Below are 23,399 nucleotides of genomic sequence, written 5' to 3' on the forward strand. Positions count from 1 at the left end.
TCTGCGTCACATTCAAGAGCGGACGCAGAGTGTGCGGACGATCCTGAACCGCCCTTAAACCAGCCCTTCCTTCTGCAACTCACTCTTCAGGTACGCGTAGTAGATCGGTCCTGCCACCACGCCCGGCAGGCCGAACGCGGCTTCGAACAGCAGCATTGCCAGCAGCAGCTCCCACGATTTGGCGTTGATCTGTCCGCCCACGATCCGTGCGTTCAGGAAGTACTCAACTTTGTGGATCACGATCAGGTAACCCAGCGCCGCCAGTGCGACCCAGATCGAGATCGACATGCCGACGATAAAGATCAGCGTGTTGGACATCAGGTTACCCACCACCGGCAGCAGCCCGAGCAGGAAAGTCATGATGATCAGCGTCTTGGTCAGCGGCAGGTGAATCCCGCACAACGGCAAAACAACAGCCAGGAACACCGAGGTGAACGCCGTGTTGAGCAGTGAAATCTTGATCTGGGCAAAAACGATATTGCGAAACGCGCGGCTGACCAGATAAAGCCGGTCGAACAGTGCCGAGGCCAGCGGCTTGCGGGTGTGAACATCGGAAATCCGCTGCAGGGCAATGATCGCGCCGAGCACCATGCCGATGAGCATGGTCACGAACATGTGTGCAGCGCCCTTGCCGATCAGTTGCAGCTCGCCGATATGTTTCTGCAACCACTGGAACAGCGAAACCTGAAACTCGGCCGCACTGGCGGGCAGGTAGGAATCAATGAACGGCGGAAGCTGACCACGGGCGCGGTCCACCAGAATCATGAACTTGTCCAGCGATGCGCCCGGATTCTCGGCCTCATGCAGCACGAAGCTGATGGCACCGGCGAAAATCAGGGTCAGCAGACTGACAATGATGGTCCCCAACAGCGCAACAGCCAGCCACCTGGCACGCTCGCCAGAGATGAGCTTTTGCAGTTTGGGGGTCAGCATGTTGACTAGTTCGAAGACCAGCAGCCCGGCCAGCAGACTCGGCAGCAGTTTGAAGGGCAATACCAACAGCAGACCGCCGAATACGAGAATCCAGCTGGCTATTAATACCTGACGCGCAGAAAACGTTGGCATAGACCCTCAAAGGGCAGCACGAAGAGGTGGGCAGTCTGCCAGCGTTCGCAGCCGAGAACCAGTCATCCGCAAGCCGGAGACGGGACGGCGCGAACATCTATTCGATGACCGGACTGACAACGACGCGCAAGTGCAGCGTTTACTGCACTTACGCTGCCTGCCCCAGGCGAGGCGAGGGGCTGAAAAATTATTTCTTCTTGAGACAATCGCTCATGAACGTCTTGCGGGCGTCACCCTTGAGCGCCTGAGTGGAGGCCGTCGCGTTGCAGGTCTTCATCTTTTCCTGCTGAGTGGCCGCCGGAGCAGGCGTGGCTTTCAGGCATGTGCTCATGAACGTCTTGCGCTCATCGCCCTTGAGTGACTTGGCACTGGCGTCGGCGTTACAGGTGGTCATCTTGTTCTGCTGCGCCGTCGCGGCAAAACCCTGGGCGGAACACATCAGGCCAACGAGCAACAAAGCAATACCGGGTATCTTCATCGTTCGACTCTCCAGATCCGCTGTACCGGTCGGCACAGACTGAAGTCAGTGTAGCCAAGATGTTGCAAAATATGAGCAATCATCAGGCGCACCGATTGGCATTCATTTGAAACAGGTGGATAGTTGCGCCTCGTTCACCTGTCGGCTTTCCCATGCAATACGCGTTTCCACTCCTGACCATCTTCATCTGGTCCGTCAACACCGTCATCACCAAGGCGGCGTCCGAAGTCATCTTCCCGTCCGAAATCGGGTTCTACCGCTGGCTGCTGGCGGGGCTGCTGTTCACGCCCTTCATGCTCCTCCCGGTGTGGAGAAATCGTGCGGCGATCAGGCCGTTGCTGGGCAAGATCGTCGTTCTGGGTGCGCTGGGCATGGCGGTGTATCAAAGCCTGGCGTACTTTGCGGCAGGCATGACCACGGCCACCAACATGGGGATCATTCAGTCACTGGTTCCGGTGATGGCGCTGGGGCTGTCCATCGCCTGCCTGGGCACACGACTGACCTGGGGCGCGCTGCTCGGCGCAGTGATTTCTTTCGCGGGAGTGATAGTGGTGGTCGCCGCAGGCAACCTCACAGGGCTCATCGAGCAAGGGATGAATCGGGGCGATGCCATCGTACTGTTCGCCGCTGCAGCCTATGCGCTGTACAGCATGCTGTTGAAAAAATGGCAGTTGCGCCTGCCTCCGCTGCACTTGCTGTACATGCAGATTCTGGTGGCGATCGTGGTGCTGTTTCCGCTGTTCATCTTGTCGCCGAGAACCGGCCTGAATGCGAGCAATAGTGCGCTGGTGCTGTACGCCGCGATTCCTACCTCGATGCTGGCACCCTGGCTGTGGATGACCTCGATCATGCGCTTGGGGCCGAGCCGCACCACACTGTTCTTCAACTTGATGCCAATCGCCACGGCATTGATTGCCGCCGTGGCGCTTGACGAACAGCTGGCGCTTTATCACCTGTACGGCGGCGCGCTGACCCTGTGCGGAGTGATCCTCGCGGAACGCTGGAAGACCCCGCTACAACTCAGAAAAGGCTAGGCCGTCGCGCTGCCCTCACCGCCCTCCACACTGTGGATCGACACGTCCGTGATACCGGCAGCTTGGGGCATGCCGCCCTCGGGGAGGTCATCCAGCTCTACGTCGTGTTTCAACGCCAGCTCATGCACGATTTCAATGATCGGCACGTCCAGATTCTCGATGACATCCACATGGTGCTCACCCAGCAGGGTGTACTCGATTTCATACAGTTCTTTATCGCCCATCGCATCACTTCCTGGCCGTCATCTTCGAGCGGCTGATTACGAATTACTGCCTGATTGAGTTAAAGGCCGGCAGCCTTGAGGCGCGCGGCGTGTTCCATGAACAGGCGTACAGGATCTGCGCCTTTGCCCACCAGCCCGAAGGTCTGGTTGACGATGTCAAAATGGTCGAGCGCAAAGTCATCCCCGATGACCGTGCCCAGGTGCGAACTGAAACGCCCGACCATGCCATCAGATTGACCTCGCTCTTTCCTGAACGTGCGAGCGAATATTCGACAGGTCACGTTGGTGCCATCAATCAGGTTGCGTCCGCGATTGGTAACGCCCGGCTTGAGGATCCCGGACCAGGAGTAATAACGCACACCATCGACCAGTTCTTCGCCATTCTCGCCCCATACTTCGGGCAAACCCTGAGGATACTGCCTGTTGAACAGCGCAACCCCGGTGGTGGTCAGGGACTGATGCGAGGCGGTGATGTCCATCGGCAGCTTCGGCCCGCGGTAGCCGGTTTCGAACGCGACAATCGTCCAGGCCAGCAGGCCTATCACCGCATTGACGACGCGCCCTCCCAGCGTGCCCGGCGGAAAGTGCCGTTCCAGATAATCCGCCAGCTCCGACCCATAGTTGGGACCGGCCACTGAGGTGACCGAGGCGACCAGATCGGGGCGCCTGGCTGCCACGTAACGTACGGTCAGCGCTCCCTGGCTGTGGCCGATCAGGTTGACCTTGGCCACACCGGTCTCCCGAACCGTCTGCTCGATGACCTTGAGCAACTGCTCGCCGCGTATTTCGGTCGAATTGACCCCGGACACCATGACCGGTATGACGGTCGCTCCGCCGCGTTCAAGCGCTTTCACGATGCCGAACCAGTAGGGATACACCAGTAACCGCACAAACCCTAACAAGCCTGGTACCAGCAACAATGGATAACGCGTCGCCTGTTCTTGCGCCATGTTGATCTCCTTGTGCTGAAACGAGTTGATTAAGCCTTTTCAACCTTAGCGGTGTTTTTTTGAGAAGGCAGAACAACATGACCACCAGAGGTACTGCCTAATCGCCATCTTTTTTTCGAACTCTTGCGCCCCTCCCTTGCTCCAAGCTGCAACGGGCCAAGACCGGCTCTGACATGTGGAGCAATAAAGATGTACAACAAAATCCTCGCAGCAACCTTTGCACTGGCGGCATTGGCTGGCTGCAGCAGCACAACCGTGCAGAACCCGGTGGACTACGTCACCTACCGCAACGAACCACTGGTCAAGCAGGTCGAGAACGGCATGACCCGCCAGCAGGTCCTGACCATCGGTGGTGAGCCGTCGTCGACCATTGATCGCAAGGTCAATACCGGCACATGCAACAACTACGTCATGGCCAAAGACGGTCACAAACAGGTCTACCACGTCAGCTTCAACAGCGACGGTCGCGTAACCAACAAAGGTTTCATGACGTGCGAACAGCGCGAAGCGAACGAACGCGCGATGTAATACCGATCTGAAACGAAAAAGCCCGATGCGTGATGCATCGGGCTTTTTTATGGACGTTATTTGTACAAACGTCAGAACACCAGCTTGAACAACGCAATCACCACGATCAGGCCGATCAGGAAAATGATGCCGACGGTGCTTCCCAGAAACTTGAGCATGTGAATCTCCACGATTGAATAGGTCTCAAGGTTGGGACCGCAGGGGTGCGCGCTCGTTTCTTATATTTTTTACGCGTTCAGCAAAGCGTGAAACCTGAAAAATCCGATAAAACTTTCTCGCCGTTCATCACTCACAACCCTTGATGATCTTGCCGGGCAACACACAGAGCGAGACACACAAAACCTGATGAACCTGGAGATAACCCATGATTTCTGCACCACAGCTATCCGATGTAAGCAGCTTGCGCCAGCGTGCGCGCCAGAACGTTGAGAATGGTGCGGTCACTGAAGGCTACAACGCTGACCGTGAGACGGTCCTGCGCCTGCTCAATGAGTCGCTGGCCACCGAACTGGTCTGCGTACTGCGCTACAAGCGTCACTACTACATGGCGACCGGCCTGAAGGCCAGCGTTGCAGCTTCCGAGTTTCTGGAGCACGCGCAGCAGGAAGCCGAGCACGCCGACAAGCTGGCCGAGCGTATCGTGCAACTGGGCGGCGAGCCTGAGTTCAACCCCGACACCCTGTCGAAGAACTCCCACGCACAGTACGTGGCAGGCAACACGCTCAAGGAAATGGTTTACGAAGACCTGGTTGCCGAGCGCATTGCGGTCGACAGCTACCGTGAAATCATTCAGTACATCGGTGACACCGACCCGACTACCCGTCGCATCTTCGAAGAAATCCTCGCGCAGGAAGAAGAGCACGCCGACGACATGGCGGACATCCTGAACGACCTGTGATTCGGGACTGAAAGCAAAAGCCAGGATAGTTATCCTGGCTTTTCTATGGGCGTTTGTTTGTTCGCTGCGGAGCGCCAGGAGCGATCACTGATCGTGTCCATCGCTTTGAAGTGGGCATGCAGTCCGCGACGCTCTGCGTTACCTCACGGCCGGACGCGGAGCGTCCTGAGAGGCGTTACCACGCTGGAGCATGGGAACGATCAGCGTGATCTCAAGCACGCCGATCATGCCCATGCACCCAAGTCTTGCTGCAACCACGGACTACTGTGGGAGGCGGCTTGCCGGCGATGCTTTTTCTGAAGCGACCNTCCCGTTTTGCGCGTCTTCCGGGCTTGTGTATGACGATGAGCGCAGTGTGTGAGAACGATCAGCGCAGGGTTGACGATCAAGCCCGGTACAGACGCTTACTTGACGGTCTTCGGCGCCTTGCCTGAGCGCATCTGCTCGAGCAACGGACCACACTGGTTCGGCTCACTGTCGCCCGTCGCGACCAGCGCCAGCAGCCCTGCCGCTGGCCCGATGGTCGCACCCAGCAGGACCATCCCTGCGCCACGCAGCAACAGCGGACCGGACTGCACGCCCGCATTGGGCCGGGCGAACGGGCCGTTGACGTACAGCGGCGAGCGCAGGGAGAACACGCGGAAGCCTTTGGACTCAGGGTTGATCTGCAGGTCCAGTTGCTCGGTCTTCATGTTGGCCGTGCCGCTGATGTAAATGATTGCGTTCTCGGTATCGAAGACGAACAGCCGACTGGTCGCCAGCCCGTCCTTGATGCCGAAATCGGACGCAGCGCAGTTGATCTTCACGTCCTTGTCGCCGAACAGTTTGCCAACCACGTAGTTGCCCACGTTGAGCCCGGCGATTTCCATCAGGCCTCGGCTGATCGCGCCGTCGTTGACCAGCATTTTCATTTCGCCATTGGCCGTGCCGAGCAGCGCCGCAATCGAATTGCCGCGCCCGGTGATATCGGCATCGCCGTTCAGCTCACCAAAGCTGGTCTTCATCGGCTCGAACGTCGGGAACAATTGCTTGAGTTTGAAGTTACGTGCCGACAGCTTCGCCCGGCCCAGCAGCGGTTTGTCACGTCCGTCGAGACGAATGTCCGCGTCCAGCTTGCCGCCCGCCACGCCGAAGCGCAGTGGCTCCAGACTGAGCTGGCCGTCGTTCAGAATCAGATGCGTATAAAGGTCGGTGAACGGCAGGTCCGGACTCTGGACGATGCGCTTGCCGGTGAACTCGACGTCCGCATCCATCGCGCGCCAACGGTCGGTCTGGAACTCCTCGACCGGCAGCACCTTGCCCGAAGGCTGCTTGCTCTCACCGCCACGCTTTTTCTGCGCCGCGTTGGAGTCGGCACCGATGAGCGGCGCCAGATCACTGAACAACAGTTGATCGGACACCAAAACACCCGTCAGCTTGGGCCGTGGCTGGCTGGCGACATAGCCCAGATCACCATGGATATCGCTTTTACCGATCTTGCCGTTGAATTTTTCGTAACTGAAACTGGCGCCCGCCGGGTCATGCAGTTTGGCGATCAGGCGGCCGTCCGTTGAATAGGCGGGCGAGTCTGGCAGCGTGACACCTGTCAGCGGATAAAGATTGCTCAGGCTGGCACCCGACAGTTTCAGGCGCAGGTCCAGCGCACCGAGGTTCTGCGGGTCGGTTACGGTGCCGGCGATCACCACATGGGTATCGCCCACCTTCACATCGGCCTGCACCGGAAATGGCTGAGCGGCGTCCTTCAATGCCAACAGGCCACCAATCTTGCCGGTGCCGTTGAGTTGCTGGCCGTGGTACTGACCTTTGACGGCCAGACCAAACGCGTAGTCCTGAGGCACGGCGCCCTTGTCCTGAGCCTTCTTCGCTTCCTTGCTGCCGACGATCTCACCAAACGGAATCGGCTTGCCAAGCATGTCGATCACAACGTCCAGCTGGGTGTTCAGGGTCTGGTCGTTGAAGCCCACCAGGCCCTTGTCGAACTTGATCGCACCGATGTCCACTTCCCATTTGGTCGGCTCGGCATTGGGGTCGGATTTGGGCAGGTCGAACACCCAGTTGGCACGACCGTCGGCCAGACGCTCCAGCTTCGCTTCAGGCCCGGTCAGGTCGATGCGCGGGATGACCACGTGCTGCGCCAGCAGTGGCAGCAGCGACAGGCGAAATTCCACCTGCTTGAGCGTGACCATCTGCGGCTGTTTCGACCACTCCGGGTTGCCCAGCGTCAGGTCTTCGGCCACGAAATGCGGTGAGGGCACCCATGCGCGCCAGCCACCCAGCTCAGGCTCGCGCGACCAACGAACGTCCAGGTTGCCATTGATGGCGAACGGGCGATGCAGCGCTTCGCTGACTTTTTCATTGAGGGTGGGTTTGATGCGGTTCCAGTCGAAAGTGACAATCACAATGACCAACACGGCCAGCACCACCAGCAAGGTGGCACCTGTCCACGCGAAAATCCTACGGCTGCGCGTCATGCATGACTCTCCAGAAAACAGTGCCCCTGCCTTGGTGCACTGAATACGACATGCCCGTTCGACTGACAAAAACGTCGAGGGTTTGATCGGCTTGGGCAAATAAGCCAACAGCCTTTAAAAGACCACCGGCAGGACTCAATCATTTTGGTTGATTCCCACCATCATCTTTATGAACTTCTTTACACACAGGCCCGGCGTCATAGTGCACGCCTACACCATCTTCCGCTCTTTCGAGGAGCACAGCCATGAAACCCCATCTATTACTCAGCCTGTTTCTGTCCATCTTCGCCGCCAATGCCTTCGCCGCCCCGGAGCAGGATCGTGAGCAGCGTCTGGCTGAAAACGGTCCTGATCGTCTGGTGCAGCAATACCAGCGAGTCTGATCACGCCAGCCATTTGAAAAAAGCCTTTCGACGCAGGCAAAGCGCATTTGTTAAAGTGCGACGCAGTGTTTATCCAGAATCGTTTGAGCCATGCTGCCCCGCGCCGAACAGAAACAACAGACCCGAAGAGCCTTGCTGGACGCCGCCCACCAGTTGATGGAGAGCGGACGCGGTTTCGGCAGCCTCAGCCTGCGCGAAGTCGCCCGCACGGCAGGCATCGTGCCGACCGGCTTCTATCGTCATTTCGAAGACATGGATCAACTGGGTCTGGTGCTGGTCAGCGAGGTCGGTCAGACCTTTCGCGAAACCATCCGCCTGGTGCGACACAACGAATTCGCCATGGGCGGGCTGATTCGTGCGTCGGTAAAGATCTTTCTGGAACGTGTGGCCGCCAACCGCTCGCAGTTCCTGTTTCTGGCGCGGGAACAGTACGGCGGCTCGCTCAAGGTCCGTCAGGCACTGGGCGCCTTGCGCGAAGGCATTAGCGCCGACCTGACTGCTGACCTGGCCAAAATGCCAAAATGGAAGCATTTGAACGCCGAATCGCTGTCGATCATCGCCGACCTTGTCGTCAAAAGCGTGTTCGCCATGCTACCCGAACTGATCGACCCGCCCCCCGCCTCGCTCGCACCGCACCTTACGCCACAAGCCAAGATTACCCAGCAGTTGCGCTTCATCTTCATCGGCGCGCGGCACTGGCGGGGTTTGGGCAGTCATGAGTGATCAATGAGCTTGCGGTAACGATCGTTCCTCACGCTCCGCGCTCATCGTTATACACAAGCCCGCAAGACGCGCAAAACGGTGGGCAAAACGAAAGTGACTGACTGAATGCATACCCCGTGTTCGCACCAAGACTCGGGTATAACGCTGGGCACAAGCATGGGCATGATCGGCGTGCTTGAGATCACGCTGATCGTTCCTACGCTCCGCGTGGGAATGCCTNTGCGTCCCGGCGTACTTGCTGGAACGTATATGGCCGGACTTATCACCCCACTCGACTGCACCACATTGAATCACCCGTTATTTAACGCACCAAAAAAGCACACGCCATTCAATCGATAATCCCGTTCCGTCAGCCATTTCCCACTTCCTGCACTGTTGGCAAGCCCCTTGCTCTGCTTTGAGGCATCGCAATTGGCTGGAAGCTATCTGATGCTGGTGATTCACAACCGAATCGAACCTCAGGCCGAATGGGCCGCCGAGTTGCACTTGAATTTCGAGGCGCGCAGCAAGAGCCGTCTGCGCTGCTTCAGTGCAGAAAACGAAGACGTGGGGCTGTTCCTGCAACGCGGACAATCACCCCTGCGCGATGGCGAGTTTCTCCAGGCTGAGGATGGTCGCATCGTGCGCGTCTGCGCCCGCCCCGAAAAACTGATGCACGTGACCTGCAGCAGCACTTTCGAACTGACCCGCGCGGCCTATCACCTGGGCAATCGCCACGTGGCCCTGCAAGTCGGCGACGGTTGGCTACGACTGCTCGACGACTACGTACTCAAGGCCATGCTCGATCAACTGGGTGCGACCACTGAAACCATCGAAGCGCCGTTCCAGCCGGAACATGGTGCCTATGGCGGCGGGCACCACCATTCACGCGCTGGCGAAGAGGATTTCAACTATCCACCTCGCCTGCACCAGTTCGGCGTGCGCACGTGAACAGCGCCTGGGCGCTTTTGCGCCTGGCCAGTCCGCAGTTGCCGATTGGCGGCTACAGCTATTCCCAGGGTCTGGAGATGGCGGTGGAACAGTCCATCGTGACCAATCCACAGACAGCCGCCCGCTGGATCGGCGATCAGTTGTTGCTCAACCTGGCGCGCTTCGAAGCGCCGCTCCTGCTGGCGCACTGCCAGGCAGCGGCGGCCGAAGACTGGGGGCAATTGCTGCAACTCAGCGAGCAACATCGCGCCAGCCGGGAAACCCGCGAACTGCATCTGGAAAGCCGGCAGATGGGTTATTCCCTGCAACAGCTGCTCAACGGCCTGCCGGAGCTGGACCGCTGCGCGCGGGGCTTTCTGGACCAGACAACCGAGCCTCATCTGGCACTCGGCTGGGCGCTGGCCGCCCGCGCCTGGCAGATAAGCCCGCAGGATGCGCTGGCCGCCTGGCTCTGGAGCTGGCTGGAAAACCAGTTGGCGGTGCTGATGAAGACCCTGCCGCTCGGCCAGCAGGCTGCACAGCGCCTGACCAGCGAGCTGCTGCCGCTGTTGCAGCAGGCGCAGGCCAGTGCCACTGAACAGGATATCCGCCATTGCGGCAGTGCGGCCTTCGGCCTGTCACTGGCGAGCATGGCCCACGAACGTCAATACAGCCGGTTATTCCGGTCCTGATAAGTACCTCTGGAGAACTCAATGAACAGCCAACCCCTGCGCGTCGGTATCGGTGGCCCGGTCGGCTCCGGCAAGACGGCCCTGACCCTGGCGCTGTGTCTGGCGTTGCGTGACCGCTATAACCTCGCGGTCGTGACCAACGATATCTACACCCGCGAAGACGCCGACTTTCTGGTGCGTAACGAGGCCCTGGCGCCCGAGCGCATCATCGGCGTGGAAACCGGGGGCTGCCCGCATACCGCGATTCGCGAAGACGCCTCGATCAATCTGGAAGCCGTTGACCAGCTCAACCGCCGCTTCGAAGGTCTGGATCTGATCATCGTCGAATCCGGTGGCGACAACCTGTCCGCCACCTTCAGTCCGGAGCTGTCCGACCTGACCATCTATGTGATCGACGTGTCGGCAGGCGACAAGCTGCCGCGCAAGGGCGGTCCGGGCATCTGCAAATCCGATCTGCTGGTGATCAACAAGATCGACCTCGCGCCGCTGGTAGGCGCCTCGCTGGAGATGATGGACAGCGACACCCGCCGGATGCGCGGTGACAAGCCGTTCGTCTTCAGCAACCAGAAAACCGGCCAGGGTCTGGAACAGATCATCGCCTTCATTGAACGCCAGGGCCTGCTGAACGCGGCCGCCTGATCCCACGACAAGGAAACCCTCGATGAACTACAAAAAAGTCCTCGGCGCCCTCGCCCTCCTGCTGGTCCCGACTCTGGCATTGGCGCATCCCGGCCACGGCGACAACGGCCTGATTGCGGGTATCAGTCACCCGATTGGCGGTCTGGATCACCTGCTGGCGATGCTCGCCGTCGGTCTGTGGGCCGCACAGCAACAAGGCTCCGCACGCTGGGCTCTGCCTTGCACCTTCGTCGGCACCATGTTGATTGGTGGGGTACTAGGCTTTGAAGGTTTGAACCTGCCTGCACTGGAAAGCGGCATTGCGGCGTCGGTATTGGCGCTGGGCCTAGCCGTCGCGCTGGCCGTTCGTCCACCAGTGGCTCTTGCCGTTGCCGCGACCGCTATGTTCGCACTGTTCCACGGCGTGGCACATGGTCTTGAGCTGCCGGAGATGTCCAGCCCATGGGCCTACGCAGCAGGTTTCGTTGCCGCCACCGCAGCCCTGCACGCCGTTGGCTACGCGGTCGTTCGCGTACTGCCGCAAGCCGCAGCGCCGCTGGTGCGCCTGGCCGGTGCCGCGTCTGCCGCGACAGGCGTCTGGTTGCTGGCAGGCTAAATACACATTCCGTGGGAGGCGGCTTGCCGGCGATAGCGTCAGGTCTGGTAGTGATGGGCCAACTGAAAAAACGCATCGCCGGCAAGCCGCCTCCCACAAGGTTTGCATTTATCCAGAAAGGCTTGTGGATAACCATGAGTGCGATGCTTGAAGCGATAACAAGGCCCATCGAGACTTGCCCGGCAATCCTGCTAACATGTCGCGCATCTCGATACAGCCGCGACGACAGCCGATGCCCCATGCTTCCAGCTCCGCCCCCACGCCTGACATGACCTCGGTCTTCGCTGCCTTGCAGGCGCACTTCCTGAAGGTGATCGTGCCGCTCTGGCAAGGCCCCGGCTGGAATGCGCAACTGGCGCTGCCGTATGAAGCCCTGGATGCCAACCATCAACCGCTGCCACCCCAACGCTATCGGGCCATGGCCTGCGCGCGGCAGCTGTTTCTGTTTTCCAGCCTGATCGATCACGACGAGATACCGGACGCTGCTGTACGCGCCGGTGCCCTGTTCCGATCGTTGCAGCAGCACTTCCACGACGGCGAGCATGGCGGCTGGTTCTACAGCATCGACCCTCAGGGCAAACCACTGGATCGGCGCAAGGACCTGTACACCCACGCCTTCATCATCTTCGCCTGCGCCCATTACTGGGCGAAGTCGAAGGATCCGCTTGCTGAGTCCGTGCTCAACGCAGCGCTCAACGTCGTTGCCGAGCGCTTTGCCGACGGCAACGGCTTGTACGAAGCGCAACTGGATGAAGACTGGTCAACGCTCGGCACCGGCCCTTTACAGAACCCGCTGATGCACCTGGCAGAGGCCTTTCTGGCCACGCTGTCGGTGCGTGCCGACCCGGCGACGCAGGCGGCGATGGACGCGCTGGCCGTCAACATGCAGCAGCGCTTTGTGGATAAAACTACGGGCGTGATGCTTGAGAAGCCGCTGGGCGCTGTGGATAACTGGTATGAGCCGGGGCATCAGTTCGAGTGGTTCTTCCTGCTCGAATCGTCCCCCGAGATGCATGGCAGGCCGTTGCATGACTCCATGACGCGTGCGTTCGCCCATGCGCAGGCACAGGGCGTTGATCCACAGAACGGAGCCGTCACGGCAACGTTGACGCTGGATGGCAAGGTGCAGGACAGCACCCAGCGCATCTGGGCGCAGGCTGAGTACTTGCGGGCGATGGCCTTGCGGCCGGAGTGCGAGTCAGCGCTCAGCCAGCAACTGCTCGACTTCGAACAGCGCTTTCTGCATGCGACCGGCTGGAACGAGTGTGTCGACACCGATGGCACGGTGAGCCGCAGCGACATGCCATCAACCACACCCTACCATCTGGCTACCTGCTACATCGGGCTGGCGGACTATCTGGAAAACCGCTTTGTCACGGCTTTCCCGCCGCCCACGCCCGAAAAAGACTGATCAGCCGCGATTGCGGTCGATCGCAAAGCCCGCCCAGGTCTGGCTGACCGGCATCAATTCAAGGCTGTTGATGTTGACGTGGGCCGGTGTGTTCATGATCCAGAAGATCGTATCGGCAATGTCCTGCGGCTGGATCGGCTCTGCACCCGCGTAGGTCGCATCGTACTTGGCCTGATCACCACCGAAACGCACCAGCGAGAACTCGCTTTCGCACAAACCTGGCTCCAGATTGGTGACTCGCACGCCTGTTCCGACGAGGTCATTGCGCAGGTTGAGCGAGAACTGCCCGACGAACGCCTTGGTGCCGCCATACACGTTGCCGCCCGGATACGGGTAGTTACCGGCCACCGAGCCCAGGTTGACGATGCTGGCACCGCGGCCATGTGCGATCAGGCGCGGCAGCAGCAGGCGTGTGGTGTAGACCAGGCCTTTGACGTTGGTGTCGATCATGGTGTCCCAATCATCCAGATCGCACTTGGGCGCAGGATCAATGCCCAGCGCCAGACCTGCGTTGTTGATCAGGCCCTGAATCGTGGCGAACGCTTCCGGCAGCTCGGCGATAGCGCTTTCCATGGCCGCACGATCACGCACGTCCAGCACCAGCGTGTGAACCCTGGTCTGCTTCGACAACTCGGCGCTCAGCGCGTCCAGGCGGTCCTTGCGGCGGCCGGTCAGCACCAGCGACCAGCCGGCTTCAGCGAAACGACGCGCGCACGCCTCGCCAAACCCGGAAGTGGCGCCTGTAATGAATACGGTGGAAGTCATCTCGTTCTCCTGACATGGCGCAGCCTGTTGCTCGGTAAAGCGGCGCAGCCTGTTAATAAATAAAGCGAAAAAGGAAGCATGCCCGTCACGAATGCTCTGGATCAAGCCTGGGGATAAATCCCGCGACCAAGTCAATCAGCTGTACAAAAAACATACACCTCAAGCAAAGCCATACGCAGCAAGGCCTGCAGGCAGTTTTGCCCACGTTATCCACAGTCAGACCCACAAAATCCGGGGGCAACTCTGAAACGCTGCATCACCCGCAGACCGGGGCCTGTAGCGAGGCATGCAAAGTTTTTTCCTTGACTTTGATCAGCAGGGCAAACGAACGATGACGGTCGTGTGAACGGATGATGGCCTACAGCCCAGCATCCGTGCCGCCTACCCCACTCTTTCCAACGCTTGCCCACAGAGTTATCCACAGGTTGAACAGGCGGATAAACTGTATGAACAACCAGCCTTCAGGCAGTTGACAAACGCCCCGAATGAAAGCTGAAAACCGCCTGTACGATTTTTGAACACTTCGCTGTAACCCTTATGCATAAAGGCCTGCAGCTAAATACTCCCAAGTTATTAACAGTCGGATCCACAGTAAACCTGAACAAGTCGAAAGCGTGACAAAACAACCGTTTGCAGCGGTTTTATGTCGCACTTCCAAGGTCCGTCAAAATTGTTTTCCACAATTCTGAAAAGCGACGCCCCGAGTGCAAAACACCCGGGGCGCACGATTGAAACAGCATGAATTGCCAGACCGTCAGTGACCGCCCAGATAGGCGTTCCTGACCTCCTCATTGACCAGCAATTCCTGACCGGTGCCGGACAGACGGATCTCGCCGTTGACCATCACATAGGCGCGGTCAGACAGCTTCAGCGCATGGTTGGCGTTCTGCTCGACCAGAAAGATCGTCATGCCGGTCGCCGCCAGTTCACGCAGGGTGGCGAAGATCTGCTTCACGATGATTGGCGCCAGGCCCAGGCTCGGCTCGTCGAGCAGCAGCAACTTCGGACGGCTCATCAAGGCACGGGCGATGGCCAGCATTTGCTGCTCGCCACCGGACATGGTCATGGCGCGCTGGTTACGACGCTCCTTGAGGCGCGGAAACAGGTCGAACATGCGCTGCATGTCTTCGGCCGAGTGTTTGTCGCCAATCGGGATGGTGCCCATCATCAGGTTTTCCTCGACCGACATGTCGGGGAACACCCGCCGTCCTTCCGGCGACTGCGCAATGCCGTTGGACGCGATGTAGTGCGACGACTTCTGAGTGATGTCGGTGCCCTGATAGATGATCTGCCCGCTGGCCGCACGCGGTTGACCGAAAATCGACATCAGCAGCGTGGACTTGCCCGCCCCATTGGAGCCGATCAGGCTGACCGTCTCGCCCTCGTCGATATGCAGCGAGACCTTCTTGAGGGCCTGAATCGGCCCGTAAAACACATCGATCTCTTTCAGTTCGAGGATCGGCTTGCTCATACCAATTCCTCTTCATCAGCGCCCAGGTACGCGGCGATCACTTTCGGATCGTTGCGGATCTGCTCCGGTCCGCCCGCGGCAATCACGTTGCCGTGGTCCAGCACCACAATGTCATCGGAGATACCCATCACCATGCCCATGTCGTGCTCGATAAGCACGATGGTCATGTCATGCTCATCGCGCAGCAGACGGATCATGCCGCTCAGGGCTTCGGTTTCCTGCGGGTTGAGGCCTGCGGCGGGTTCATCCAGACAGATCACCTGCGGACGCGTGCACATCGCCCGGGCGATTTCCAGGCGGCGTTGCTGTCCGTAGGACAATTCACCGGCCAGACGGTTGGCGCAATCCACCAGATCCACGACTTCCAGCCAGTAGAACGCGGTGTTGAGTGCGTCTTCCTCGGCCTTGCGGTAGCCGCGGGTGTTGAGGATCCCGCTGATCAGGCTGCGATTGACCCACATGTGCTGGGCGACCAGCAGGTTTTCGACCACCGACATTTCCTTGAACAGGCGAATGTTCTGGAAGGTCCGCGCCAGACCCGCCCGGTTGACCAGGTGGGTGCCGCCGAACATCTTGTAGTACACGCGGCTCAGGAAGCTTTTCGGCGACACGAAGTCGCTGCCCTTGAACGGCTCGCCCAGCAGCTTGATAACGTTGGTGGTCTTGTCGCGGGTGTGCAGCTCGATACGTCCGCCAGTGGCCTTGTAGAAACCGGTCAGGCAGTTGAAGACCGTGGTCTTGCCCGCGCCGTTGGGGCCGATCAGGGCGAAGATCGAGTTGCGGCGAACCTTGAGGCTCACGTCGCTGAGGGCCTTGATGCCACCGAAATGCATCATCAGGTGTTCGACGGAAAGAATCACTTCATTGCTCATTGCGTGGCTCCTCCCTTGACCAGCGCGCCCTTGCGCGGAGCTACGCCGGTACGACTGATGCGGATCAGGCCACGAGGTCGCCAGATCATCATCAACACCATCAGAATCCCGAACAGCAGCACGCGGTACTCAGAGAAGCTGCGCAGCAGTTCCGGCGCCACGGTCAACACGAAGGCTGCGATCACTACACCTACCGTTGAACCCATGCCGCCGAGCACCACGATGGCCAGAATCAGCGCCGATTCGAAGAAGGTGAACGAGGTCGGATTGACGAAGCCCTGATAGCTTGCGAAAAACACGCCCGCAAGACCTGCCGTTGACGCACCAATGGTGAAAGCCGACAGCTTGACCAGTACGTGGTTGAGGCCCATCGAGCGGCAAGCGATCTCGTCTTCACGCAGCGCTTCCCAGGCACGCCCAATCGGCATGCGCGTCAGGCGATGCTTGACGAACAGCACGGCCAGCACCACGAGAAACAGCACGGTGTAGATGAACAGGAATTTCAGGTCCGGGTTGTAATCGAAGCCGAAATATTCATGGATCGGGATCCCGCCGTCCTTCGCACGCCGGCCGAACTCCAGGCCGAAAAACGTTGGCGAGGGCACCGGCACACCGTTCGGGCCGCCGGTGAACGACAGCCAGTTGTTGAGCACCAGACGGATGATCTCGCCAAAACCCAGCGTTACGATGGCCAGATAGTCGCCATGCATGCGCAGCACCGGAAAGCCCAGAATGCAGCCCGCCAGCGCCGCCGCAATGGCCGCCAGTGGCAACGCCGACCAGAATCCCAGCCCGAGGTATTGATAGCCCAGCGCAAGACCGTAGGCCCCGATGGCATAGAACGCCACGTAGCCCAGATCGAGCAGCCCGGCCAGACCGACCACGATGTTCAGGCCCAGCCCCAACAACACATAGATCAGCCCGAGAATGACCACGGTCAGCAGGTATTTGTTGGCGAAAATCGGAAACACGATGGCGATCACGATCAGTACCGGAATGATCCAGTACAGGCTCGACTTGTGATCGGGTTTGAGCACGTGCACGCCCGACCCCGAACTCTCGAAGCTCTGGGAGATACGCACGCCTCTGGGCGTCTGCAGAAACAGACTCATCAGGAAGCGCCCGAGCATGACGATTGCCACCAGCCAGGCCACACGGGTCGGCTGCAGGTTGAAGCTGTAGCCATCGAGCACGATGCCGACGATGGGACCGAACACGATCAGCGCCAGCAATCCGGCCACCACGGCGTCGATCAAGCTTTTCTTGATATCAACAGGTTTAGCGATAGGAGCGGACATACTTATACCTTCGCCACGAGTGGGCGACCCAGCAGGCCTTGGGGACGGAAAATCAGGATCAATACCAGCAGGCCGAAACTGAACACGTCTTTGTAGTCGGAGTTGATCAGACCGGAGAACTGCGACTCGGCAACCCCCAGAATCAAACCGCCAAGCATCGCGCCAGGCAGTGAGCCGATCCCGCCCAGTACGGCGGCAGTGAACGCCTTGATGCCGATCACGAAGCCTGCATAGAAGTCGAACGTGCCGTAGTTCATGGTGATCAGCACGCCCGCCAGTGCCGCCATGGCCGCACCGATGATGAACACGTAGGAGATGACCCGGTCGGTGTTGATCCCCAGGATCGACGCCATCTTGCGGTCCTGCTGAGTGGCACGGCACATGCGGCCCAGTTTGGTGTACTTGATGATGTAGGTCAGCACACCCATGCCGACGAAGGCAGCGATGAGGATGAAGATCTTGGTGTAGGTGATCTGCACGAAGCCGGTGCCGATCTCGAAACGCCAGGCGCCTTCAAGCAATGTTGGAACGCCCTGCTGCCGTGCGCCCTGACTGATCTGCGCGTAGTTCTGCAGGATCAGCGAAATACCGATGGCGCTGATCAGCGGTGCCAGCCGGGTCGAGTTGCGCAGCGGCTTGTAGGCCACACGCTCGATCACGAACCCGTAAACGCCGGTCACCACGATGGTGAAGATCAGCGTCCCGAGGATCAGGAATGGAAAGGATTCCAGTCCGAAGAAAGACAGTACCGCCAGGCCGATCGCGGCCAGGTAGGCGGAAATCATGTACACGTCGCCGTGGGCGAAGTTGATCATGCCGATGATGCCGTAGACCATCGTATAACCGATGGCTATGAGACCGTAGACCGACCCGAGTGTCAGTCCGTTGATCATTTGCTGCAGGAAGATACCGTCCATCACGCACGCTCACACACTTGAAAGGCAGCTCAGCATTCCGTCCGCCGGGCCCTCGTGAGGCGCGGCGAACGGGTCCGAAAGCAACAGAAAATGCAGGCCCGCTCATGGGCGAGCCCATCCATTTGTCAGCCCGTGCTCACCTGGAGCGAGCACGGTCGACACACGTCCGTCTTATTTCTGTTTTTCAAGCTGGTGGTATTTGCCGTCCTTGTCCCACTGGTACACCACGTAGTCGGAGACCTTCAGGTCACCCTTGCTGTCCCAGGCCTTTTCGCCCATGACGGTCTTGACCGGATGATTCTTGAGCCATTCGGCTGCCTTGTCGCCCTTGGTGGACTTGGCACCGTTGAAGCCGGCCGCCAGCGTCTGAACGGAAGCATAGGCGTACAGGGTGTAACCTTCAGGCTCGTAACCGGATTTGCGGAACTGGTCCACGACCGCCTTGCTGTCTGGCAGCATGCGAGGGTCGGCGCCGAAGGTCATGTACACGCCATCGACGTACTGAGCGCCGCCTGCGGTGGTCACCAGTTCGTCGGTCACGACACCGTCATCGGACATGAACCGGACATCTTTCAGGCCCTGTTCGCGCATTTGACGAACCAGTGGACCGGCTTCAGGGTGCAGGCCGCCGAAGTAGACCACATCGGCACCGGTCGAGCGGATCTTGGTGACCAGCGCGCTGAAATCCTTCTCGCCACGGGTCAGGCCCTCATACAGGACCGGTGTCACACCGCGCTTTTTCAGTTGCGTCTGTGTGGCATCGGCCAGGCCCTGGCCGTAAGTATCCTTGTCGTGGATGACTGCGACTTTCTTGCCCTTCAGGACATCCACGATGTAATCACCGGCGACGACACCCTGCTGGTCGTCACGGCCACACATGCGGAACATCTCTTTCAGGCCCCGCTCGGTAACCTGCGGGTTGGTGGAGCCAGGAGTGATGGCGATGACGCCCGCATCACTGTAGATCTCGGAAGCCGGAATGGTGGAAGACGAGCAGAAATGGCCGACAACGCCCACTACCTTTTCCTGATCCACAAGACGGTTGGCAACGGCCACGGCCTGCTTGGGTTCACAGGCATCGTCGCCCGCGACCAGGACGATTTTTTCCCCATTCACACCGCCTGCGGCATTGATGGCATCAGCCGCAGCCTGCGCACCCTTCATGTACTGCTGACCGAACGATGCGTTGGCACCGGTCATTGGACCCGCCACGCCGATTTTCACGTCAGCCTGCGCCAACGAAGACACGCCCAATGCAGTAGCGACTGCGATTGTCAGAAAGCCTTTCCTGTAAAACGTATGCGACATGAGTGGTGCTCCTGGTTTTTTTAATTGGCACTGCGACTACGCCTTTGCCTAGAGCAAGGGACGTGCCATCAGTTTTTTATTCCGGAAAATGTCACGTTTGGCTTGCCATTCAATGACCTGATCTCATTGCCCGCAGGCCGTGCAACCGCTCTAATGGCAAAAGGTGCAACCCACCTCATGAAAGAGCAACCCGGACGATGATGGACAGCAACCCGAACATTGGCCGACGTGCAACCCGCGTGTAACAACGTACGTCACCGAAGTGCACACGCCCGGTGCGCAAACGCTACGAGACGCACCATTTGAGGCTAGTGGATCTGGCGAAAAATGCCCTCCTGCGCGCCCTTTCGACAGGCAAAACGCCGTCGTCCTTTGCGGTGATGCAAGTGACGTAGTAATAACCGGCCTTCAGCGGGGCAACAAATGACCTTTAGGCGAGATATCATTCCGATTCCTCATGCATCACGTCTTGTAAAAGAGAAGCCCATTCATGCTTAACAAACGTCATCTGCCTTCGATCGCTGCGCTGCAATGTTTTGAGGCGGTGACCCGGCATTTGAGCTTCACCCGCGCCGCAGAAGAGCTCAACCTGACCCAGAGCGCAGTGAGCAAGCAGGTGGCGCAGCTTGAAGAACTGGTCCAGCACCTGTTGTTCCAGCGCGTTCGACGCAGGCTGCAGCTGACGCCCGCCGGCTCGCTGTACCTGGCCGAAGTGCGCAAGATCCTCAATCAGGTCGAAATGTCCACGCACTTCCTGCGTTCCTACGGCGGGGAAACGGAAGTGCTGCGTGTTTCCACACCCTCGACCTTTGGCGCACGGTGGCTGGTGCCGCGCCTGAAAGGCTGGCGCCTGCGGCATCCGCACATCCACCTAGATCTGCTCAACGAGCAGGAGTCGGATGACTTGATCAAGGGTCGCTGCGACGTGTCGTTCTACTTCGGACAGTCCGCCAGACCCGGTGCCGAAAGCGTGAAACTGTTCGGCGAAGAACTGATCCCGGTCTGCTCGCCTGACAGTCTGCCGAAAGCGCCACTCACTGACCCAAGACAACTGAGCGACCTGGTCCTGCTGCAGAATGCGTTCCGTCCGCAGGCCTGGCATGAGTGGTTCGAAAGTCAGGGCTATCAGACCGATCACAGTTATCACGGCCCGCGCTTTGAAACCTTCTACATGTGCATCCGCGCCGCCCAGGTCGGCTGTGGTGTCGCGCTGCTGCCGCGCTTTCTGGTGGAGGAGGAACTGGCTGAAGGCAAGCTGGTGATCGCATGGGATTTCGCAATGCCCAGCACCAACAATGCTTATTACTTGTCCTATCCGGAGCACACCGCCGACGTGCCCAAAATACGGGTTTTCCTGCAATGGATGCTCGAACAGTTGGATCAGCCGGCCAGTTAAGGGCGACAATGCCCACCCAGCAGGCCGTGAGCTTTCCGTGGCAACACGACAGGAAGTCGCGAGCCCCATGTTTACCGGCTGCTCTGGAGACCCGAAACAATGAGCGAGAGCGCCTTCTCCAATCGCATCGTGCAGAGTCTGCTCGATACCGATTTTTACAAACTCACCATGATGCAAGCCGTCCTGCACAACTACCCCAACGTCGACGTGGAATGGGAGTTTCGCTGCCGCAACGGTGAAGACCTTCGGCCCTATCTGGACGAAATACGGCATCAGATCGAGCTGCTGTGCGAGCTGTCACTGAGCCCCGAGCATTTGGCATTCATGGAACGCATCACGTTCATGAAGCCCGACTTTCTGCGCTTTCTGGGGCTGTTCCGTTTCAACACCCGCTATGTGAAGACCAGCATCGAAAACGATGAGCTGTGCATCCGCCTGCATGGCCCGTGGTTGCATGTGATTATGTTCGAAGTGCCGTTGCTGGCGATTGTCAGCGAAGTGCGCAACCGTCATCGTTACCCGAAGATCCTGCTCAGTCAGGCCCGCGAGCGGCTCTACGACAAGTTCGAATGGCTGAGTACCAACGCCACGCCGGATGAACTGGCCGAACTCAAGGTCGCCGATTTTGGTACGCGTCGGCGTTTTTCGTACCGCGTCCAGGAAGAAGTATTGGGCGTGCTCAAGAATGACTTCCCGGCGCAGTTCGTGGGCACCAGCAATGTGCATCTGGCGCGTCAGCTTGACCTCAAACCGCTGGGCACCATGGCCCATGAATGGATCATGGCCCATCAGCAACTCGGGCCGCGCCTGATCGACAGCCAGATTGCCGCGCTTGATTGCTGGGTGCGCGAGTACCGCGGGCTGCTGGGCATCGCACTGACTGACTGCATCACCACCGACGCATTCCTGACCGACTTCGATCTTTACTTCGCCAAGCTGTTCGACGGCTTGCGGCACGACTCGGGCGACCCGGTGAAGTGGGCCGAAAAATGCATCCTGCATTACCAGAAACTGGGCATCGATCCGATGAGCAAAACCCTGGTGTTCTCGGATGGCCTGAACCTGCCCAAGGCGCTGGAGATTTTTCGGGCACTGCGCGGGCGCATCAATGTCAGTTTTGGTATCGGCACCAATCTGACGGCGGACATCCCCGGCATTGCCCCCATGAACATGGTGCTGAAAATGACGGCCTGCGCCGGCCAGCCCGTGGCAAAGATTTCCGACGAGCCCGGCAAGGCGCAATGCAAGGATCCGAACTTCGTCGCCTACCTGCGGCATGTGTTCAAGGTGCCGGACCTGCCGCCTTCTGATAAACCTGTTTGAGTTTGACTACCTACGAGGAGTGAATCATGCACGCCGTACAGCGCCAGATTGCTGAACAGCTCAAGGTCCAGCCACCGTTCGCGGACCAGAATGCTCTGGAAACCGAAGTCGCCCGTCGCGTCGATTTCATCAAGCAGTGCCTGCAGAACGCCCGCCTAAAGAATCTGGTGCTGGGCATCAGCGGCGGCGTCGACTCGCTGACTGCTGGCCTGCTCGCCCAGCGCGCCGTCAAGGAACTGCGTGAGAGCACCGGCGACACGAGTTATCGCTTCGTCGCCGTGCGCCTGCCTTATATGGTGCAGGCCGACGAGCATGAAGCGCAGGCGTCGGTGGACTTCATCGAGCCGGACGAGCGCCATACCATCAACATCGGCCCCAGCGTCAAGGCGCTCGCATCTGAAGTGAAAGCGTTCGAAGGCCACCCTGCCAGCGCCGTGGATTTCGTGCTGGGCAACACCAAGGCGCGCATGCGCATGGTCGCTCAATACACCATTGCCGGTGCCTATCAGGGTCTGGTGATCGGGACTGACCATGCAGCGGAAGCGGTAATGGGTTTCTTCACCAAGTTCGGCGACGGCGCGTGCGATCTGGCACCGCTCAGCGGCCTGGTGAAACATCAGGTACGGGCCATTGCCCGCCACTTCGGCGCACCCGAATCACTGGTAGAGAAGGTGCCGACGGCAGACCTGGAAGACCTGTCCCCCGGCAAACCGGACGAAGCTTCGCACGGCGTGACCTACGCTGAGATCGACGCCTTCCTGCACGGCCAGCCGGTACGCGAAGAGGCGTTCAAAATCATCTGCGACACCTACGCCAAGACCCAGCACAAACGTGAACTGCCTTACGCGCCTTGAGGCGCAGCAGCGATGATCGTGCTCATGCCACTGTCGTGCCCATGCGCCGCGCTCATCGTTATACACAAATCATCTGGCTATCCGGAGAGGCAGCGGTACTGATGTGCTTTTGTAGCGCGATAGTATGAACACCGCAGATCGCGACGTGGGTGAAGGCTGAGTCCTGGCGCTGATTCGGGGGGCAATCGGCATGGA

The 23,399-nt window shown here is 59.3% G+C and carries 25 protein-coding genes; 13 read left to right on the forward strand and 12 right to left on the reverse strand.

Annotated features, from left to right (window positions below; translation table 11 throughout):
• Positions 1 to 54 precede the first annotated feature (54 nt).
• Complete coding sequence (locus AO065_RS14225) at positions 55 to 1,065, reverse strand: AI-2E family transporter (RefSeq protein ID WP_004887280.1); 1,011 nt, start codon at positions 1,063 to 1,065, stop codon at positions 55 to 57.
• A 187-nt stretch (positions 1,066 to 1,252) separates the two neighbouring features.
• Positions 1,253 to 1,543: a PsiF family protein gene (locus tag AO065_RS14230; RefSeq protein WP_004887281.1), complete on the reverse strand. Its 291-nt coding sequence runs from the start codon at positions 1,541 to 1,543 to the stop codon at positions 1,253 to 1,255.
• A gap of 152 nt (positions 1,544 to 1,695) precedes the next feature.
• On the opposite strand from AO065_RS14230, the gene AO065_RS14235 reads away from it, so the two are divergent.
• On the forward strand, positions 1,696 to 2,577 hold the full coding sequence (locus AO065_RS14235; RefSeq protein WP_004887283.1) for a DMT family transporter: 882 nt from the start codon (positions 1,696 to 1,698) through the stop codon (positions 2,575 to 2,577).
• Here the strand turns inward: AO065_RS14235 and AO065_RS14240 are convergent.
• Both AO065_RS14240 and AO065_RS14245 read right to left on the reverse strand, forming a co-directional pair.
• Positions 2,574 to 2,801: a hypothetical protein gene (locus tag AO065_RS14240; RefSeq protein WP_004887285.1), complete on the reverse strand. Its 228-nt coding sequence runs from the start codon at positions 2,799 to 2,801 to the stop codon at positions 2,574 to 2,576. The genes AO065_RS14235 and AO065_RS14240 overlap by 4 nt on opposite strands.
• Before the next feature lie 59 nt (positions 2,802 to 2,860).
• Entirely contained in the window at positions 2,861 to 3,751 is an 891-nt protein-coding gene (locus AO065_RS14245) for an alpha/beta hydrolase (protein ID WP_004887286.1), read from the reverse strand.
• A 189-nt stretch (positions 3,752 to 3,940) separates the two neighbouring features.
• Between AO065_RS14245 and osmE the strand changes: the two genes are divergently transcribed.
• Positions 3,941 to 4,279 (forward strand): osmotically-inducible lipoprotein OsmE, encoded by a 339-nt coding sequence (osmE, locus tag AO065_RS14250; RefSeq protein ID WP_004887288.1) that lies wholly within the window; start codon positions 3,941 to 3,943, stop codon positions 4,277 to 4,279.
• Between the two features lie 71 nt (positions 4,280 to 4,350).
• Here osmE and AO065_RS28000 read toward each other — a convergent pair whose 3' ends face one another.
• Positions 4,351 to 4,449, reverse strand: a complete 99-nt coding sequence (locus tag AO065_RS28000) for a small membrane protein YohP (RefSeq protein ID WP_442587048.1) — start codon at positions 4,447 to 4,449, stop codon at positions 4,351 to 4,353.
• Positions 4,450 to 4,643: 194 nt separating this feature from the next.
• On the opposite strand from AO065_RS28000, the gene AO065_RS14255 reads away from it, so the two are divergent.
• Entirely contained in the window at positions 4,644 to 5,177 is a 534-nt protein-coding gene (locus tag AO065_RS14255) for a ferritin-like domain-containing protein (RefSeq protein WP_004887290.1), read from the forward strand.
• Positions 5,178 to 5,581: 404 nt separating this feature from the next.
• Here the strand turns inward: AO065_RS14255 and AO065_RS14260 are convergent, their stop codons facing one another.
• A complete protein-coding gene (locus AO065_RS14260; protein ID WP_004883634.1) occupies positions 5,582 to 7,648 on the reverse strand; it encodes an AsmA family protein in 2,067 nt (688 codons plus the stop codon).
• Between the two features lie 245 nt (positions 7,649 to 7,893).
• Between AO065_RS14260 and AO065_RS27085 the strand changes: the two genes are divergently transcribed.
• From AO065_RS27085 to AO065_RS14290, 7 genes are all read left to right on the forward strand, one after another.
• On the forward strand, positions 7,894 to 8,031 hold the full coding sequence (locus AO065_RS27085) for a hypothetical protein (protein WP_155400979.1): 138 nt from the start codon (positions 7,894 to 7,896) through the stop codon (positions 8,029 to 8,031).
• Between the two features lie 90 nt (positions 8,032 to 8,121).
• Positions 8,122 to 8,754 (forward strand): TetR family transcriptional regulator, encoded by a 633-nt coding sequence (locus tag AO065_RS14265; RefSeq protein WP_004883632.1) that lies wholly within the window; start codon positions 8,122 to 8,124, stop codon positions 8,752 to 8,754.
• 429 nt (positions 8,755 to 9,183) lie between these two features.
• Positions 9,184 to 9,684: an urease accessory protein UreE gene (gene ureE / locus AO065_RS14270; protein WP_004883631.1), complete on the forward strand. Its 501-nt coding sequence runs from the start codon at positions 9,184 to 9,186 to the stop codon at positions 9,682 to 9,684.
• On the forward strand, positions 9,681 to 10,355 hold the full coding sequence (locus AO065_RS14275) for an urease accessory protein UreF (protein WP_004883630.1): 675 nt from the start codon (positions 9,681 to 9,683) through the stop codon (positions 10,353 to 10,355). The genes ureE and AO065_RS14275 overlap by 4 nt, the downstream gene beginning before the upstream one ends.
• A gap of 21 nt (positions 10,356 to 10,376) precedes the next feature.
• Positions 10,377 to 10,994, forward strand: coding sequence for an urease accessory protein UreG (gene ureG / locus AO065_RS14280; RefSeq protein ID WP_004883627.1), 618 nt, complete (start codon positions 10,377 to 10,379; stop codon positions 10,992 to 10,994).
• 22 nt (positions 10,995 to 11,016) lie between these two features.
• Entirely contained in the window at positions 11,017 to 11,589 is a 573-nt protein-coding gene (locus AO065_RS14285) for a HupE/UreJ family protein (RefSeq protein ID WP_004883625.1), read from the forward strand.
• 196 nt (positions 11,590 to 11,785) lie between these two features.
• Entirely contained in the window at positions 11,786 to 13,000 is a 1,215-nt protein-coding gene (locus AO065_RS14290) for an AGE family epimerase/isomerase (RefSeq protein WP_032651505.1), read from the forward strand.
• Here the strand turns inward: AO065_RS14290 and AO065_RS14295 are convergent, their stop codons facing one another.
• The 6 genes from AO065_RS14295 to AO065_RS14320 all read right to left on the reverse strand — a co-directional run bounded on the left by AO065_RS14295 (position 13,001) and on the right by AO065_RS14320 (position 19,631).
• Positions 13,001 to 13,765 carry an SDR family oxidoreductase gene (locus tag AO065_RS14295; protein ID WP_004883621.1) on the reverse strand — a complete coding sequence of 255 codons (765 nt, stop codon included), beginning with the start codon at positions 13,763 to 13,765 and terminating at the stop codon, positions 13,001 to 13,003. It lies immediately after the preceding gene.
• Between the two features lie 754 nt (positions 13,766 to 14,519).
• On the reverse strand, positions 14,520 to 15,236 hold the full coding sequence (locus AO065_RS14300) for an ABC transporter ATP-binding protein (protein ID WP_004883620.1): 717 nt from the start codon (positions 15,234 to 15,236) through the stop codon (positions 14,520 to 14,522).
• Positions 15,233 to 16,108: an ABC transporter ATP-binding protein gene (locus AO065_RS14305; RefSeq protein ID WP_004883618.1), complete on the reverse strand. Its 876-nt coding sequence runs from the start codon at positions 16,106 to 16,108 to the stop codon at positions 15,233 to 15,235. Before AO065_RS14305 ends, AO065_RS14300 begins: the two co-directional genes overlap by 4 nt.
• Positions 16,105 to 17,406: a high-affinity branched-chain amino acid ABC transporter permease LivM gene (gene livM, locus AO065_RS14310; protein ID WP_004883616.1), complete on the reverse strand. Its 1,302-nt coding sequence runs from the start codon at positions 17,404 to 17,406 to the stop codon at positions 16,105 to 16,107. The genes AO065_RS14305 and livM overlap by 4 nt, the downstream gene beginning before the upstream one ends.
• 2 nt (positions 17,407 to 17,408) lie before the next feature.
• Positions 17,409 to 18,323 (reverse strand): ABC transporter permease subunit, encoded by a 915-nt coding sequence (locus AO065_RS14315; protein ID WP_004883614.1) that lies wholly within the window; start codon positions 18,321 to 18,323, stop codon positions 17,409 to 17,411.
• A gap of 171 nt (positions 18,324 to 18,494) precedes the next feature.
• The gene (locus AO065_RS14320) at positions 18,495 to 19,631 is read right to left on the reverse strand and encodes an ABC transporter substrate-binding protein (RefSeq protein WP_004883611.1); all 1,137 of its coding nucleotides are present in this window, start codon (positions 19,629 to 19,631) and stop codon (positions 18,495 to 18,497) included.
• 490 nt (positions 19,632 to 20,121) lie between these two features.
• On the opposite strand from AO065_RS14320, the gene AO065_RS14325 reads away from it, so the two are divergent.
• The 3 genes from AO065_RS14325 to nadE all read left to right on the forward strand — a co-directional run bounded on the left by AO065_RS14325 (position 20,122) and on the right by nadE (position 23,204).
• Positions 20,122 to 21,027, forward strand: coding sequence for a LysR substrate-binding domain-containing protein (locus AO065_RS14325; RefSeq protein ID WP_004883610.1), 906 nt, complete (start codon positions 20,122 to 20,124; stop codon positions 21,025 to 21,027).
• Positions 21,028 to 21,126: 99 nt separating this feature from the next.
• Complete coding sequence (pncB, locus tag AO065_RS14330; RefSeq protein WP_004883607.1) at positions 21,127 to 22,350, forward strand: nicotinate phosphoribosyltransferase; 1,224 nt, start codon at positions 21,127 to 21,129, stop codon at positions 22,348 to 22,350.
• 26 nt (positions 22,351 to 22,376) lie between these two features.
• Positions 22,377 to 23,204, forward strand: a complete 828-nt coding sequence (nadE, locus tag AO065_RS14335) for an ammonia-dependent NAD(+) synthetase (RefSeq protein WP_004883605.1) — start codon at positions 22,377 to 22,379, stop codon at positions 23,202 to 23,204.
• The last annotated feature ends 195 nt before the right edge of the window (positions 23,205 to 23,399 follow it).

Origin of the sequence: Pseudomonas viridiflava, assembly GCF_001642795.1 — a bacterium.
GTDB lineage: Bacteria > Pseudomonadota > Gammaproteobacteria > Pseudomonadales > Pseudomonadaceae > Aquipseudomonas > Aquipseudomonas viridiflava.